The sequence below is a fragment of the Rhodococcus sp. YH1 genome, from assembly GCF_009939605.1.
GTDB lineage: Bacteria > Actinomycetota > Actinomycetes > Mycobacteriales > Mycobacteriaceae > Rhodococcus > Rhodococcus aetherivorans.
The window spans coordinates 15,013-29,329 of sequence record NZ_WVTE01000269.1 but is presented as its reverse complement, the minus strand read 5'-3'; the positions used below and the strand labels follow the sequence as shown (position 1 = coordinate 29,329).

The 14,317-nt window shown below is 64.2% G+C and carries 15 protein-coding genes and 2 pseudogenes; 9 read left to right on the top strand and 8 right to left on the bottom strand.

All coding sequences use genetic code 11. The annotated features are described in order from the left end of the window. The first annotated feature begins 280 nt into the window (after positions 1 to 280). A pseudogene (locus AIIKEEIJ_RS27680) lies at positions 281 to 1,533 on the top strand (IS256 family transposase). A 229-nt stretch (positions 1,534 to 1,762) separates the two neighbouring features. Further along, complete coding sequence (locus AIIKEEIJ_RS27675) at positions 1,763 to 2,794, top strand: IS110 family transposase (RefSeq protein WP_161996997.1); 1,032 nt, start codon at positions 1,763 to 1,765, stop codon at positions 2,792 to 2,794. A 291-nt stretch (positions 2,795 to 3,085) separates the two neighbouring features. Here AIIKEEIJ_RS27675 and AIIKEEIJ_RS34375 read toward each other — a convergent pair. Next, positions 3,086 to 3,175: pseudogene (locus tag AIIKEEIJ_RS34375) on the bottom strand (IS21-like element helper ATPase IstB); the annotation flags it as partial. A gap of 232 nt (positions 3,176 to 3,407) precedes the next feature. Between AIIKEEIJ_RS34375 and AIIKEEIJ_RS27665 the strand changes: the two are divergent. Continuing rightward, entirely contained in the window at positions 3,408 to 3,830 is a 423-nt protein-coding gene (locus AIIKEEIJ_RS27665) for a hypothetical protein (RefSeq protein ID WP_161996993.1), read from the top strand. Positions 3,831 to 4,128: 298 nt separating this feature from the next. Then, a protein-coding gene (locus AIIKEEIJ_RS27660) for an IS3 family transposase (protein ID WP_161996996.1) occupies positions 4,129 to 5,348 on the top strand; the annotation gives its coding sequence in 2 pieces (ribosomal slippage) (positions 4,129 to 4,438 and positions 4,438 to 5,348; 1,221 coding nt in all). Positions 5,349 to 5,365: 17 nt separating this feature from the next. On the opposite strand, the gene AIIKEEIJ_RS27655 is transcribed toward AIIKEEIJ_RS27660, so the two are convergent. The 4 genes from AIIKEEIJ_RS27655 to AIIKEEIJ_RS27640 form a co-directional block, all read right to left on the bottom strand. Beyond that, the gene (locus tag AIIKEEIJ_RS27655; RefSeq protein ID WP_161996992.1) at positions 5,366 to 5,698 is read right to left on the bottom strand and encodes a hypothetical protein; all 333 of its coding nucleotides are present in this window, start codon (positions 5,696 to 5,698) and stop codon (positions 5,366 to 5,368) included. Between the two features lie 30 nt (positions 5,699 to 5,728). Further along, positions 5,729 to 6,187, bottom strand: a complete 459-nt coding sequence (locus AIIKEEIJ_RS27650) for a hypothetical protein (RefSeq protein ID WP_161996991.1) — start codon at positions 6,185 to 6,187, stop codon at positions 5,729 to 5,731. Then, entirely contained in the window at positions 6,184 to 6,594 is a 411-nt protein-coding gene (locus AIIKEEIJ_RS27645; RefSeq protein WP_161996990.1) for a hypothetical protein, read from the bottom strand. The genes AIIKEEIJ_RS27650 and AIIKEEIJ_RS27645 overlap by 4 nt, the downstream gene beginning before the upstream one ends. A 205-nt stretch (positions 6,595 to 6,799) precedes the next feature. Beyond that, complete coding sequence (locus AIIKEEIJ_RS27640) at positions 6,800 to 7,054, bottom strand: hypothetical protein (RefSeq protein ID WP_161996989.1); 255 nt, start codon at positions 7,052 to 7,054, stop codon at positions 6,800 to 6,802. Positions 7,055 to 7,294: 240 nt separating this feature from the next. Here AIIKEEIJ_RS27640 and AIIKEEIJ_RS27635 point away from each other — a divergent pair, with 240 nt between their 5' ends. Beyond that, complete coding sequence (locus tag AIIKEEIJ_RS27635) at positions 7,295 to 7,837, top strand: hypothetical protein (protein WP_161996988.1); 543 nt, start codon at positions 7,295 to 7,297, stop codon at positions 7,835 to 7,837. A 198-nt stretch (positions 7,838 to 8,035) separates the two neighbouring features. Continuing rightward, entirely contained in the window at positions 8,036 to 8,710 is a 675-nt protein-coding gene (locus tag AIIKEEIJ_RS27630; protein WP_161996987.1) for a hypothetical protein, read from the top strand. Between the two features lie 410 nt (positions 8,711 to 9,120). Here AIIKEEIJ_RS27630 and AIIKEEIJ_RS27625 read toward each other — a convergent pair whose 3' ends face one another. Next, a complete protein-coding gene (locus AIIKEEIJ_RS27625; protein ID WP_161996986.1) occupies positions 9,121 to 9,363 on the bottom strand; it encodes a hypothetical protein in 243 nt (80 codons plus the stop codon). 464 nt (positions 9,364 to 9,827) lie between these two features. On the opposite strand from AIIKEEIJ_RS27625, the gene AIIKEEIJ_RS27620 reads away from it, so the two are divergent. The 3 genes from AIIKEEIJ_RS27620 (at position 9,828) to AIIKEEIJ_RS27610 (ending at position 12,306) form a co-directional block, all read left to right on the top strand. Then, positions 9,828 to 10,238 carry a hypothetical protein gene (locus AIIKEEIJ_RS27620; RefSeq protein ID WP_161996985.1) on the top strand — a complete coding sequence of 137 codons (411 nt, stop codon included), beginning with the start codon at positions 9,828 to 9,830 and terminating at the stop codon, positions 10,236 to 10,238. Positions 10,239 to 10,471: 233 nt separating this feature from the next. Then, entirely contained in the window at positions 10,472 to 11,131 is a 660-nt protein-coding gene (locus AIIKEEIJ_RS27615; protein WP_161996984.1) for a hypothetical protein, read from the top strand. A gap of 218 nt (positions 11,132 to 11,349) precedes the next feature. Continuing rightward, a complete protein-coding gene (locus AIIKEEIJ_RS27610; protein WP_161996983.1) occupies positions 11,350 to 12,306 on the top strand; it encodes a hypothetical protein in 957 nt (318 codons plus the stop codon). A gap of 265 nt (positions 12,307 to 12,571) precedes the next feature. On the opposite strand, the gene AIIKEEIJ_RS27605 is transcribed toward AIIKEEIJ_RS27610, so the two are convergent. Both AIIKEEIJ_RS27605 and AIIKEEIJ_RS27600 read right to left on the bottom strand, forming a co-directional pair. Continuing rightward, on the bottom strand, positions 12,572 to 13,225 hold the full coding sequence (locus AIIKEEIJ_RS27605; protein ID WP_161996982.1) for a hypothetical protein: 654 nt from the start codon (positions 13,223 to 13,225) through the stop codon (positions 12,572 to 12,574). A gap of 416 nt (positions 13,226 to 13,641) precedes the next feature. Continuing rightward, on the bottom strand, positions 13,642 to 14,238 hold the full coding sequence (locus AIIKEEIJ_RS27600) for a hypothetical protein (RefSeq protein ID WP_161996981.1): 597 nt from the start codon (positions 14,236 to 14,238) through the stop codon (positions 13,642 to 13,644). Positions 14,239 to 14,317 lie beyond the last annotated feature (79 nt).

Below are 14,317 nucleotides of genomic sequence, written 5' to 3'. Positions count from 1 at the left end.
GGGCGCGGGCCTTGTCTTTCTGGCGCTGCCGCCAGGCCCGTACCCGCTCGGCGTCGGTGGCGTATTCGCGGCGCCGTCCCCCTCTGGCTTCCTCGGCCATGACCTCGCCCTCCCGACCCGATGACGTCCCGTATCCAGCATCGTAACACCATTCGTAACGTACGTAACATAGTACGTACGAATGATTGGGCCGACCACCCAGATGCGGGACTGTCTGAACAACGGTGGATCCGGGTTGGCCTGACACGCCGAGCAGCGCGCTTGGCGGGAAGGAACGACCATGACGGAAACACTGGAGCCCATGGCGGACGAGGTGGAGCAGCAGCAGCTTGCGCAGCAACTCCTGGCCCAGGCCAAGGAGCAGGGAATCGAGCTGATGGGCCCGAACGGGCTGCTGGGGCAGTTGACGAAGAACGTGCTCGAAACCGCGCTGGACGCGGAGATGACCGAGCACCTCGGCTACGAGAAGCACGACCCGGCCGGCCGTGGCAGCGGCAACTCCCGCAACGGCACCAGGTCGAAGACGGTGCTGACCGAGATCGGCCCCGTCGAGATCGAGGTCCCCCGGGACACCGAGTCGAGTTTCGAGCCGAAGATCGTGCGCAAACGGCAGCGCCGGCTGACCGGGATCGACGAGATCGTGCTCTCGCTCAGCGCCAAGGGCTTGACCACCGGGGAGATCTCGGCGCACTTCCTTCGGCATCTACGGGGCGACGGCGAAAGAAGGACACCATCTCCCGGATCACCGACAAGGTGCTCGAGGAGATGACCGAGTGGCAGAACCGGCCACTGGACCGGGTGTATCCGGTGGTGTTCATCGATGCCATTCACGTCAAGATCCGCGACGGGCAGGTCACCAACCGGCCGATCTACGTCGCGATCGGCGTGACCGTCAACGGCGAGCGCGACATCTTGGGGCTGTGGGCCGGCGACGGCGGTGAGGGCGCGAAGTTCTGGCTGGCGGTGCTCACCGAGATCAAGAACCGCGGGGTCGCCGATGTGTGCATCGTCGTGTGCGACGGGTTGAAGGGTCTGCCGGAGGCGATCAACACCGTGTGGGAACTCGCTGTCGTGCAGACTTGCGTTATCCACTTGATCCGCAACACTTTTCGGTTCGCGCCGCGGCAGCATTGGGACGAGATGTCGCGGGATCTCAAACCGGTGTACACGGCCCCGACGGAGGCCGCGGCCAAGGAACGATTCGTCGAGTTCTCCACCAAGTGGGGACCGAAGTACCCGGCGATCGTCCGGCTGTGGGACAACGCGTGGAGCGAGTTCGTCCCGTTCCTCGACTACGACGTCGAGATCCGACGCGTGATCTGCTCGACGAACGCGATCGAGTCGGTCAATGCCCGCTACCGGCGTGCGATCCGGGCCCGTGGGCACTTCCCGACCGAGCAGGCCGCCCTCAAGTGCCTCTATCTCGCGACCCGAGCGCTGGACCCGACCGGTCGGGGTAGGGCACGATGGGCGACGAGGTGGAAGCCTGCCTTGAACGCCTTCGCGATCACTTTCGAAGGACGCATCAACTAACCGATGCCAGGCCGGATCCACCGTTTATCCCAGTGTCACGCTTGATGGTGTCGACCGGTTCGCTCCACCGTTATCTACGCCTTCGTGGCTTGTGTCCGTAGTGCGGCCGGTCGATACAAAGTGGACCGGCCGATCTGGCTTGAGAGGAGCGTGGCGTCGCCCCCACTGGGATATGCCGATCGACCGGCCCCTGCCACCCACCCGCTACCTGGGCAGGAGACATACCATCATGATGGTCATCGGAATCGACGCGCACAAGCGCACCCACACCGCCGTCGCCGCCGATCAGGCAGGGCGGCACCTATCGACGAAAACCGTTGGCACCACCAGCAAAGACCACCTGACACTGCTGCAGTGGGCGACCGGACAAGCCGACGACCGCCTCTGGGCGATCGAGGACTGCCGGCACCTGAGCCGCCGACTCGAACGAGATCTGCTCGCCGCCGGTGAACGAGTGGTCCGGGTACCACCGAAACTGATGGCGAACGCGCGTGATGCTGCCCGCACCTACGGCAAATCCGATCCCATCGATGCTCTCGCAGTCGCCCGCGCAGCACTGCGCGAGCCGGATCTACCCGTAGCCCGCCTCGACGGCACAGACCGCGAGATTCGATTGCTGGTCGACCACCGGGAGGACCTCGTCGCCGAACGCACCCGCATCATTTCCCGACTGCGGTGGCATCTCCACGAGCTCGACCCAGCCTGGCGACCGCCCACAAAACTGGATCGGACCAGCGCTTTCGACAAGATCGGGATGCACGTTGCGACGTTCTCCGGGTTGGTCGCGGACTTGTCTCTGCGTCTTGTGGGACACCTGCGTCGTCTCACCGTCGAGATCGATGAGCTCGCCGCGGAGATCACTTCCCGGACGACGATGCTGGCGCCGTCGTTGCTGGCGATCCCGGGTTGCGCCGCGTTGACTGCAGCGAAGATCATCGGTGAGACCGCCGGTATCGACCGGTTCCGTTCCAAGGACGCCTTCGCCCGGCACAACGGAACTGCACCGCTACCGGTGTGGTCGTCGAATCATGCTCGGCATCGCCTCTCACGCACGGGAAACCGACAACTCAATGCCGCGATACACCGGATCGCGCTCACTCAGGCGCGTTGCCACGAGGACGCACGCGCTCTCTTGGCTCGCCGGAAGGCCGGCGGCGACGGTGGTATGGAAGCGCTCCGCGTCCTCAAACGCCGATTGTCGGACGTCGTCTTCCGAGCGATGGTCGCAGACCAATCATCACTTATGGACGTTGCTGCTTGACAGAGGAGCTAGGGACACTCCCGCGCGGCTGGCGGTGTCTGCCGTTTCGTCTGGCGGACCAAACATGCGCGGTCCGTATGCGAGGGGCCGGGCGATCAGTGCAGGATCGCTGCCTCGGCCCGGTGTCGGGTGTGGGGCGGGTTCCCTCCGCTGGTGCGAGGATCTGCGATGAGGGGCGCGTGAATTGGCACCGGCCGATCGTGTGGTCATCGAGCACGGGAACGCAGGTGGCGGCAATTGCGGGATGGGTCCAGCTCTGCTCGATCCGGGCAGAATGCCTGGCTGCTCCCATGGTGGGCCGATGAGCAGCATATTCGTCGCCGTTTCGAGGAACCGGCAGGTGCCGAGTTCGGTGATGAGCCGACGGTCGAGGTTCGGGGCGCGCAGGTTGCCGGCGACTTGGGTACCGCTGCCCTGTGCGAGGTGCGAGCTAACACACATGCTGCGAAATCCGGTGTACTCGGGTATGAAGACTTTGATCTGTACCGCCGTGTTCGCTGCCGCGATGGCGACAGGGTGCAGTAGCCCGGACGAGACGGCCCCTACTACTACCAGGATCCCGTCGTCGACCTCGGTCACGAGCATCACGACAGCGCCGCCGACTCCCGCGGCAGTGACCACTACCGACCCCGCCCCGGAGCAGGCACCGCCCGTACCTGTCGAGCCTGCACCGGCAGAAACCGCCGCCGAGCCCTATATCGTCTCGTGCCAGATCGGACTGGGTCCGATCGAGACGTACTGGTCGGACGGTTCGGTCACCGGATACTCCGACTACTGCCAGGCCCAACACGACAGCGTGCTTGAGGCGGAGGTCGCGGCCAACACCCCCATCTGCGACGGAACGGTGTGCCGGTATCCATCCGGCGCAGTCATGCCCGACCCCAATGCCACACCATCCACCACTACGAACCGTCCGTACCCGACCGAGGACGAAGCGTTCATCGAGACGTGTATGGCCAAGTCCGGGCAGTCCCGTGAGGTGTGCATTCAGCAAATCCAGGAAGGTATCGACGCCGGGAACATCCGTGTGCCGTAACTGTCTGGCGCTTCGGAACCTGCGAAACCGACCTGCGTCGGCCGTCGACGGCAGGGAGAGGAGTCGAACCGGCCGCACTCGTCCACAGCGCTGGAATACGGCATGGATGCGAAGGAGAAACGAGACCATCGTTTCGGCGCGGCTGATCCGTCTGGTTCTCATGCCGAGAAGTAGCGGACCGCTTACCCATCCGGTCTGGGTCTGCGCCAACTGCGCGGCGGCCACCACGGGGGTTCCCCCTCAAGTGTGGACATCCTGAACACTGGATCGTGAGGATCCAGAGGAAGTGATGTCACAGATGGCGATGAAGGCGTACTCGGCGGAGTTCAAGGCCGATGCCGTCGCGCTGTACCTGTCCGACCCGAGCCACACCTTCGAGGGCATCGGCAAGGACCTGGGGATCAGCCGTGAGACCCTGCGCAACTGGGTCCGCGCCGAACGCCAACGCACCGGCGCTGCGTCCGCAGCGGACCGGCCCCGGAAGCCGGGGCCGGCGGGCGAGATATCGTCCGAGTCCGTGTTGGAGGAAGAAAACAGGCAGCTCAAAGCCCAGATCCGCAAGCTCGAGACCGAACGGGAAATCCTGCGGAGGGCCGCGAAATATTTCGCGGGCGAGACCAACTGGTGAGCCGCTTCCAGTTCGTCGACGACCACCGCAACACCGCGCCGGTGAAGTGGCTGTGCCAGATCCTCGAGGTGTCCCGATCCGGTTTCTACCGGTGGCTCGCCGCCGCGCCTGCCCGGGCCGAACGTGCCCGCGCCGACGAGGAGCTCGCGACGCGGATCCGCGCCATCCACGACGACTTCGACGGCACCTACGGTGCCCCGCGTATCACGGCCGAGCTGCGCGACGCCGGGCTCGAGGTGAACCACAAGCGGGTGGAGCGGGTGATGCGCGAGCACGGGATCGTCGGGGTGCACCTGCGCAAGACCGTCCGCACCACCGTCCCCGCGCCCTCCGCGACCCCGGTGCCGGACCTGATCCGGCGAGATTTCACCGCGAGCGCACCGAACACCAAGTACGTCGGCGACATCACCTACCTGCCGATCGGGGACGGGAAATTTCTGTATCTGGCAACGGTATTGGACCTGCATTCGAAACGGCTGGCGGGCTGGTCGATCGCCCCGCACATGCGCACCGAGTTGATCACCGACGCGCTCCGGGCGGCGGCCGCCGCCCGCGGTGCCGCCGGCCTCGACGGCGCGATCTTTCACTCCGACAACGGCGCCCAATATGTCTCGCAGGAGTTCGCCGACGTGTGCCGTGAACTGGGGGTGACCAGGTCTCGGGGTGCGGTCGGAACGAGCGCGGACAATGCTGCTGCCGAGTCGTGGAACGCAACGTTGAAACGGGAGACGTTGCAGGGCCGGAAGTACTGGAACGGTGCGGGTGAGGCGCGTGCCGAGGTCTTCCGTTGGATCACGCGCTACAACACACGAAGGAGGCATTCCGCTCTCGGTCAGATCTGTCCGATCGAGTTCGAGCAGCAGTCGGCTATGCTGGCCACCGCCGCATAGGAATTGGTGTCCACATCTCAGGGGGAAGCCCCCACCAGTTCGACCGCCTGGCTCTTGCCTTGCCCGCTGCCGAGCAGCGACCCCGGCCGATAGGTGACCTGCACAATCGATGTCCCCGTCCGGGCGCTGACCCAATAGCTCGAGCTCGCAGGCGCATCCGGATACCGGACCATGGCCGTGGTTTGCATGCGAGCAACAGACTCGTCGCCGACCGCAGCGTCGAGGGTTTTCTGGATCACATCGAAGGTGTAACCAGCAGCCCCAGCGCCCATCTGCCAGGACACGCACCGCTCGACGACGTCCCGATACGCCGCCAACGCTGTCGCAGCGGCCTGCTCGTCCCGGTACACGAACGCCTGGCTGGTGATCGCTTCGACTTCTTATTTCGAGGCGAGTTCGGGGCAGCGGTACGCGACGGCGAGGTCGACGAGCTCGGATGCCTGGTCTTCGTCGATCCCGAAGTCGCCGGCCGTCATCTCCTTGACCGTGTCTACGGCACCGGGGCCGGATTCGACGTCGACGCTCAGGCAGGTCACGTTGGCGAATTGCTGAGCGAGCTCCGGGGTCAGTTCGCTGCCGGCGAGCGTTCCGCCGACAACGTCTTTCATGTCGCTGGCCAGTTGTGCTGCGTCGTCCGGTCGCTCTTGAACTTGACGGCGGGCACCGTCCTCCATCATCTCGCCGAAATCGTCCTGAGCTTCCGCAGTGCCCGCTTCGGTCGTTGCGGTCGAGTCGGTCGGGCTGGGCGCCAGCGTTGGGGCGGTGTCCTCGCTACCACTGTCACCGCAGGCGGCGATCAGTAGCAGGGCTGGAAGGACGAGCAGGGTGCGCATTTTCATGTGGTGTCCTTGCGATCGTCGGGGTGCTCGGGCTGATGCTGTCGAGTGTTGTCAGCACAGCGGGTGGAGGCGGAGCGGTTGCGTCCCAGGCTGAACAGATGCATCGAGTCGGATGGTCCACTCGGGACGGCCAGCACGTCGTGCGTGCGCCATTGCGCTTTACCTGCCGATCCACGTAGAGCGCTGTTCAGCCGGTGCGGATCGTGGTTCCAGCGCACCAGCGACATTCCGGAGCCTTCGATGTCGACCTGCCCATCGGGCTGTACCCGGACGCACACCGGGATGCCGCGCGTGGATGTGCGGGCCTGCGTGGGGTGCACATGGTGACCTGGCGTGTACAGGGTGCATCGGTGGTCGACAGGTGGGATCTGCGTCCGCTCTTCGGCTCCGCGCTCTTCGGTGGTCATCGGTCACCGCCTTCCTGTTCGTGAGTGCGGGGAGGAGTGCTCGCGCCGCCTGCGGGTGCTCGTTCTTCGATTGTGGTCATCTCCCCACGCTCGGCACTGCCGCATTGGCTATTGCCGACTATGTCGACGTCGGTGTCGTTCGGCCCGGTGCCGCTGCGAAGGGGCAATGACGGTCTTGTGCGTGGCCGGGGCGATTACGGTGCACTCATGTCGCAGCTGGTGATCTGTCGCCGTTGATCGATGCCGTCCGCCGCCTCGACCTGCGTCCGCGCCGGTGGCAGTGGGTGAATCCGAGCTTGTGACCGCACGGCGGCAACTCCGCCGCGACATCCCCGTCGTCCCGCCACGCCAACGGGGCGAATTCGACCAGATCCTGCACCGGCTCGAACGCGACGTCACTCGACAGCTGATCACCCGCAGGAAACGGCGCGCGCGTGCCCACCACCCTCTCCAGCGTCATACCCGTCGACTGGAGCAATGGATAACTTGCGTCCCGCAGCGGTACGCACCCCCATACGCTTCGTTCACCTGGGCTGGCTCTGGACGACAAGCCACTCGATCATCCTGATCCAGTATTCAAGACGGTGCCGACATCGGATCGAGCAAGACAGTCGCAGGATTTCGGTGCCGAGGAGGTGGTATCCCGATCGATCCGCTACGCCGACGACCATCGTCGGCGCCGATGCACGAGGAGAAGGGCATGACGATCGACCGCACGAGTGTGGGCTGCTGGATCCTCAAAGGCAACCCGGACGTATTCGACTACTTCGGGGCAGTCCGGGCCCAGCCGCCGAGGATAGTGCGCCCTGGAGTCTTCGAAGGAAATTGGACCGTGGGCAACACCTACCGTAACGACCTGATCAAAAAGGGCGATCTGATGGCGTTGTGGATCACCGGACCCCATAAGCCGGGCATTCATGAAATTGGGTGGATTACCAGTGATGGCCCGATCTTCTGGGCCCAGGGATTCGATCGCAAGCATGCGGTTGACCCACAGAAGGCAGCGCAGCCGACTTATGCCGTCGACTACGCCGCGATCCGTCTCGAGGATCTATACGTTCAAAGAGGAGAGATGCTCGCCGAACCGGTACTGTCCCATTGCGAGCAGTTCCGGGCTCGTCAGATGTCGAATCCGTCGTATTTGACCCCGGAGGAAGCACATGCCCTGGCCGACATCCTCGCCACCCGGATAACCCCGACACGGCTCGGCAAGGCGCACTGGAAGAAACTGCTGGTCTCATAGATCCCGCGTTCTGCAGGTCCGGGCGGTGGGGGCTCCGGAACGGGGCCGTTGGGGCGATCCGTCCGACAGCGACCGACGGTAGCGCAGCACTCTCCGTACCGGACTCTCCGCGTACATCAGGGTGACCGCGGCTTTCCCGCATCCGAGTGCCGACGTGCCCATCCCCGCGAAAGGTGGGGTGAGAAAGGACCTCGAGCGATGGAATACCACAAGTCCACAATCATCCGGCTCCGTCAGCATCCGCAACACAATGAACGATGGCTCCAAGAACAGATCAAGTCCGATGTCGGGATACTCGGCCTCGGCCAAAACTTGATCTTGAAGGATTCCGAGCGTCGTCAACCCCGAGCCGGGCGACTCGACATCTTGCTTCACGATCCGGACAGCAATACGCGCTACGAAGTCGAACTCCAGCTCGGCGCCACCGACGAGAGCCACATCATCCGCACACTGGAATACTGGGACAACGAACGCCGCAGATTCCCTCAGTACGACCACGTAGCGGTCATCGTGGCCGAGGAGGTCACCGGACGGTTCCTCAATGTGATCGGTCTGTTCAACCAGGCGATTCCTCTGATCGCCATCCAGATCAGCGCGTTGGAGGTCAACGGCGTGATGACCCTGCACGCGACCAAGGTGCTCGACCTGGCCCTGCCGGCGCCGGAGGAGGAGGACGAACCCGGCCAGGACACCGATCGGCAGTATTGGGCGCAGCGCAGCATCCCATCGGTTATGCAGGCCATGGACAGCCTGGTGGAGTTGATCAACGAACACGGCGACGCCATGGCCCCGAAATACAACGTTTGCACATCGGGGTGCTTTTTGAGGTGCTGCGGGAGTCGCTGGGCGACGCCGATGCCGATGCCGATGTAGATGTCGTGGTTGGTGCATTCAAACAGGTACAGACCGCGCCGCCCACGCGGGAAGTCGGCCTTGAATTGCGTCAGGCCGTCGCGGGTGAACGGGTACGGACGGTGGCCGTAGCCCTGGTCGAGCGCCCATCGCGCCACGTCGGCGTGGCCCGACCACCGCGGGGCGAGATCATCACTGGGCGCACCGGTTACCACCATGGGCGCAGGGTACGAGGCGTCACAGCCGGGGCCGTCGTGGGGTTTCCTGTTCTCGCACTGCACGTGCCCGGCCGCAGGGTCGGGCGGCGCACCTTCGGTCAGGGCCCCGGCCGCCACACGAGGACCGGTCGGCGACCTCGGGGCGCGGCGGTCGGCGTCCCGACCCCGAGGTGCCTCAGCCCCGGTCGGGACTGTTCCCGGTTCCGTGAAGGGTTACCACCTCTTCCGGGGCCGGTAGATCGAGGTGGCCCAATGGACTGCGTCCTCGAGCTGCGCGTCGTCGATCTCGAAGACGGCATCGACATCCGGGGGCAGGGGATCGCACGGGCAGCGCCCGTTGGCTGGACCTGCATACGTCGAGAGCACGGCACCGCCTTTGACGACGAACACCTCCGGATAGATCTCGCAGGCCAGACGCCGAGCATTGGTGAGGTGCGTGGCCTTGACCTCGTACATGTGCATTCCTTCCGGCCAGTGCCCCGGGGTGCCCGAGGACCGCGTCGTCCGGACCCTAACCGGTATGTCGACCTTGGCCCGCAACAACACGGCCCAGTCACCGGGGATGCGAGCGTCGACATCGAGAGCGGTTCGACAGCTGGACCGGCTGCGACCTAGAGTTGCCAAAGCAGTTGTCTCCCCGCGACAGCTGTGGTGTCGCAGTACTTCCCGTTCGGGCTTGACGCAAAATTCCGCAGGAACGAGGTCTTCCGTGCGGTCGACGTGTCCAGTCGACCACGCCGATGCAGCCGGTCTCTCCGAGGTCACCCACCGGTGCCGCGGTGCGGCGGTATGAATTCCTGGGAAATGCCGGATATCCCAATGCCTCCATCCATCACCGGTGGTGTATTTTCTGAATCTGTCGCTCTCCGTCTGGGGGTGATCTATCCAGGGGCGCTTGCAGACAGGACACAGACACCGAAATGATCTCCCTCCGCAGCTTTGTGCGACCTGCCCTGGTGAGTGGGGCATTGGCCTTGACCATGGTGTTCGCGGTCCCGACCGCCAGCGCTGACGGCACATACACCGTGGGAGATCGCCTTCGTTCGATCGTCGCCTGGTCCGGCACGCCCTGTGTGAATCTCCACTGGACGCGGGCCGATGGTTCGCTCGGACGGGGCACCCATTGCGACCAACCGGATGGCGGTGTCATCGAATGGGACTTTCCCGCAGTCGCGGGACAGTGGGGCGGGCTGGAGCCGGAACTGGCTCCGGGAATGTTTGTCACCTGTGGTGTCCACAATGTCGCGAACGGCCAGACGCTCCGAGAAAACCGCGCCGAATACACCGCGACGCCCAGTGCCGCGCCGGTCTGCCTCGTCCACCTCGACTGACACCGAACGGTCTCGACGGACATTCTCAACCGGAGACGACCACGCCGGAAGCTTCCTCCAGGACGAGACCACGTATCGACTCTTGTGGGAGAAAACCCTCCGTTCAGGGACACACGAGCGAGTAACACGCGACCAGAAATCGGTAACAGTAGTAACATTCGCCGATCCGGGAACGGTTGAGAGTTTGGTTTCATTCACCGCTGCATGGAGTCAGCGCCATAGACAGGACCCATATGACTGAAATTGCGCCTTCTCGCGACCAGATCGCACGCGCCGTGGCACGGGCTGAAGCGAAGGTCGTCAATCAGTACAACGCCAGCTTTGCCGGATGTTCGATCGACGGACCGGTATTCCGTGTCGGCAAGAAAAGCTATCTCGTCAACACGGTCACAGTCGAGATGGAGTTGGGCGCACAGACAACGTCCTCGCGAACGACCGTGACACGTGTGGTCGCCGGTACCATGATCGCCGGCGTCGGAGGAGCACTGGTCGGCGGAGCTGCAAAGAAGTCCAAGGACACCAGCAAGATCTACCTGACCGTCCGCACGCCCGACGGCCAGGTCCACGTGAAAGAGGCGCCCACCAGCATGGAGCGCGTCGCCCGTGACTTCATGGCCAAGCTGGAGATGGCGTCGAAGCGAACGTGGCCGCTCACGTCGGAGGCTGGCACGACCCTTCCCCTCGCCGAGTCGTCAGTGCGTAAGAATCCTCCCAGCACAGCACTCGGACATGTCCTCATCGGTTTGATGCTCATCGGTGCAGCCCTGACCGTGCACTGGGCCTTTTGGCTCGCACTCGTTGCCTACATCGTCGTCGTGGCAGTGGTAGCGACCAAGAACGACGACAAGTACAAGAAGGCACTCGATGAGTTCCGAAAAGGCCCCACTCGCTGAGGATCTCTTGGGGACGCACCGCAATCTCCTAGCTGGGCGACTCCGGTGACGAGGAGTCCTTCTCCGACGCGGGGGCTGAACGCACGTCAGCGCTTCGAGAGTACTTATACAAGACCCGCATTAGCGGACCAGGGCACGCTCACCCGGGACGGCGTTCACACCATTCCGCAGTGGCCGGGCACGGAAGGACTGCTCGTGCATCATCAGGCGGGGTATTCATGGATTACGTAGTCGAGCAGGGACGGGTGCGGTTCCTCGACGACCGACATTTTTCTGCAGCTCTTCGCAAGAAGGTCGCGGCGCACCGCAACAACAAGTCGTTGCTCGACCGGACCTACCTCGATGCCAAAGAGGACGAAGCGGCGGTACTGGGTGGCGGGCTCGTCCTCACGATCTTCGTCGCTGGTGTGGTCTGGTTGGTGTTCAACCAGACCGCCGCCATCGTCACTGCGATTGTCTTCGGACTGTTGTCCGTGGCCCTGGCCATCTTCGATCCCAACAACGATCTGAAGATCACCAACGATGACAAGACCGAACTCTGGTTTGCATTGAAAGAGCTGGAGCTTCCCCCACCGTGCCCGCTCCGAGAGGTCGCCGCGCGACCATTCGGACCGGAACGAGTGCTGATGCTCGTCGCGGTCGCACTCGACGTGGCCGAAAAGATCACGAAAACCCGGTCATGGTCGAGTACCTACCTCGACGCCCACCGTGTGCAACTCGCCCCTCGGAAGGAAGCAGGGCAGGTTCTGCGACACGGTTACGCCCTCCATAAGGCGATCAGTGAACTCGGACCTGCCCCGCAGGGCACCACTGCGTCCGCGATAGTGGCTCAGCGCGCGGTTGACCTGGCGCGGGAACCCTTGAACCTGGTGTGGGATCGACTGCTGCAACGCGTCACCGCGCTCGACGACTATTACCGTCACCTGATAGCACTCGACATCGAACTCGACAACGCCGACGCGGCAAGACGCGCTCTCGGCCTCAACGATCAAATCGGTGATCTGTTGGTCGACGCCGTCGGAGACCAGTTCGCCACCGATCATCTTCGCCGACTATCCGACGAAGCCGCCACACTCACCCATGCAATCAACGAACTGGTCGACGCACTCAACGGCAACCTGGAGACATTGCTCGCCCTGGCGCCCCTATCGTCCGACGACGTTATCGATCACTGATTCAGAACCGATCTCGCCAGATCGACTGAGGAGCGATCGACCATCCGCATCCACTGAGCATGATCGAAGTGACCGGTTCGCAGAGGACCGGTCACGAGCATCGGCCTCGGGGTGGATCGCAGCGGTAAACCGCCCTGTGTCCCCGACCCGGGTCCACGACTCGACGCGGATCACATCACCGACAAGGACGAACCCGAGAAACCCGTCGACATCCACGACACCGGTGGCGCCCCAGTAGCCACGGGCGGCCGCGTAGATCTGCTCATCACTCCAGTGGACACTGCGGCAGGTCGGGGCTGGCGGGGATCGGGGCCGGGGGCCGGACAGGTTTGACGCCGATCAGGGCGCGGCAGTCCGGTCTGACGAGCCAGACAGCTCGGCGTGCTCGACCTCGAATAGTCCGTCCTCCCGCTGCACGATGGTGCCGCTGGGGAGGTGCGCGGCGCAGGCGCGAATGGGTGGCGTCGAGGTGTGCGTCCGAGACGTGGAGCAGGCCACCGATCTTGGCGCAGGACCGTTGCACTCGCGCGGTCAGATGCAGGGTGGCCTGATCGAACGCGTCGGCGAACCCGGTCAACGGCACCACCGGCTCCGTCTGGCGGGGCGTCTCGGACGAGGGTCGCCGCGGCTGGTGGCGGTGAAACCGGGATGGGATACCGTGTTTGACCTGGTCCCAGGTGCGTTCGCGGTGGACGGTGGAATACGCGGTGATCGCGCTGTGGTCGGGGGAGAGCACGAGCGTGTATCCCTGCCGGGACAAGCGCACGAACCCGGTGGGGGAGAGTTGGCGCGCGGAGGTGAGCAGGAAGTCTTCGAGCATGGTGCACAGTTGGGCCTGGGCGCTGCACCAGTCGTCGACATGGTCGGTGGTGTACGTGCAGGCGGTGCCGTCGCAGTGGAAGCGCGTGCAGCGCGTCATCCGTCATTGTGGCGGCGCCACCGACACTCGGTCTGGGATCCGCCTCTGTCCTGCCTGTGACAGGCCGATGCCCGCCTCGGATCCCATGAGTACATCGCCTGCCGGACCGAGGCACCGGTGATCGGCCCGGCGACAAGGCGGCCACCTACCAGATGAGGCTGTGCGCGGTCGTAGCCTCGATCAAAGTGTGCAGCATCGCTACTGGCATCTGGTGCATCATCGAACCGCCGACACCGCACTGTGTCTCGGTGGGTGCGAGTCGGGGCGACTTGGTCCAGGGCCACATCGCCCGGTCCTCTTCGTGATTTTCTGCGTCGTTCCTCGTGGCGCTTCCCGTGATGGCCCCTGGCCTCCCAGGACCGACACAGCGACAGAATCTGGGGACCTGATTGTCGCCTCCCGCTGGAGCTCACCGGTCAGTTGAGGGTCAGACGGCAGTATTCGTCGGAGTTTCCCGCTTCTCTGCATGCCTGCCAGTCGAGTTGGCCTTGTACCCAGGGCGAGGGAGACCTGGGCGAGGAATTCGTGTCCGGTCGGGTTGCTCCGGAGGGGTATCGGCAGGTGGTGCCGTCGCACACCGGAGTGTTGGCGGCCACTTCGTCTGCGAGGACCTGGTCATGGATCGACTGGCAGTAGTCCGAATACCCGGTCACCGTGCCGTCGGACCAGTATGTGACGATCGGCCCCAACCCCAGCTGGCAGTCGACGATGTAGGGCTCCTCGACCATCACCGGTTCGTCGACCGCAGTCTCGGTATCGGTGGAGGTGATCTCCGCAGAGGTCGAATCGGGGACGGACGACGCGGTCGTCGAAAGGACCGCTGCGTTCGTCGTCGCGACCGGCGCCGAGGTCGAGGCAGATGTGGTAGCCGCAGGAGGGCTGGAATCGCCATTTCCGCAACCGGACACGATGAGCGCGATCGCTAGGATCGGCAGCAAACGCAGTGTTTTCACCCCCGCAATACCGCCGCGGCTTCCGATTTCATTACCGAGGACTGCCTGCGGGATACACACGCGAAGGCCAGCACCTCACCGTGGTCGGCACCGCCGGCTTTCCCACCTCGGTAGGCCCGGACGGGGAAGCGACTGGTGA

What these genes read in the sequence shown, in the direction of transcription:
- AIIKEEIJ_RS27630 (WP_161996987.1), top strand. Translation starts at nt 8,036, where the DNA reads ATGGAATACCACAAGTCCACAATCATCCGGCTCCGTCAGCATCCGCAA.
- AIIKEEIJ_RS27635 (WP_161996988.1), top strand. Translation starts at nt 7,295, where the DNA reads ATGACGATCGACCGCACGAGTGTGGGCTGCTGGATCCTCAAAGGCAAC.
- AIIKEEIJ_RS27675 (WP_161996997.1), top strand. Translation starts at nt 1,763, where the DNA reads ATGATGGTCATCGGAATCGACGCGCACAAGCGCACCCACACCGCCGTC.
- AIIKEEIJ_RS27640 (WP_161996989.1), bottom strand. Translation starts at nt 7,054, where the DNA reads ATGACGCTGGAGAGGGTGGTGGGCACGCGCGCGCCGTTTCCTGCGGGT.
- AIIKEEIJ_RS27650 (WP_161996991.1), bottom strand. Translation starts at nt 6,187, where the DNA reads ATGAAAATGCGCACCCTGCTCGTCCTTCCAGCCCTGCTACTGATCGCC.
- AIIKEEIJ_RS27615 (WP_161996984.1), top strand. Translation starts at nt 10,472, where the DNA reads ATGACTGAAATTGCGCCTTCTCGCGACCAGATCGCACGCGCCGTGGCA.
- AIIKEEIJ_RS27645 (WP_161996990.1), bottom strand. Translation starts at nt 6,594, where the DNA reads ATGACCACCGAAGAGCGCGGAGCCGAAGAGCGGACGCAGATCCCACCT.
- AIIKEEIJ_RS27620 (WP_161996985.1), top strand. Translation starts at nt 9,828, where the DNA reads ATGATCTCCCTCCGCAGCTTTGTGCGACCTGCCCTGGTGAGTGGGGCA.
- AIIKEEIJ_RS27610 (WP_161996983.1), top strand. Translation starts at nt 11,350, where the DNA reads ATGGATTACGTAGTCGAGCAGGGACGGGTGCGGTTCCTCGACGACCGA.
- AIIKEEIJ_RS27605 (WP_161996982.1), bottom strand. Translation starts at nt 13,225, where the DNA reads ATGACGCGCTGCACGCGCTTCCACTGCGACGGCACCGCCTGCACGTAC.
- AIIKEEIJ_RS27625 (WP_161996986.1), bottom strand. Translation starts at nt 9,363, where the DNA reads ATGTACGAGGTCAAGGCCACGCACCTCACCAATGCTCGGCGTCTGGCC.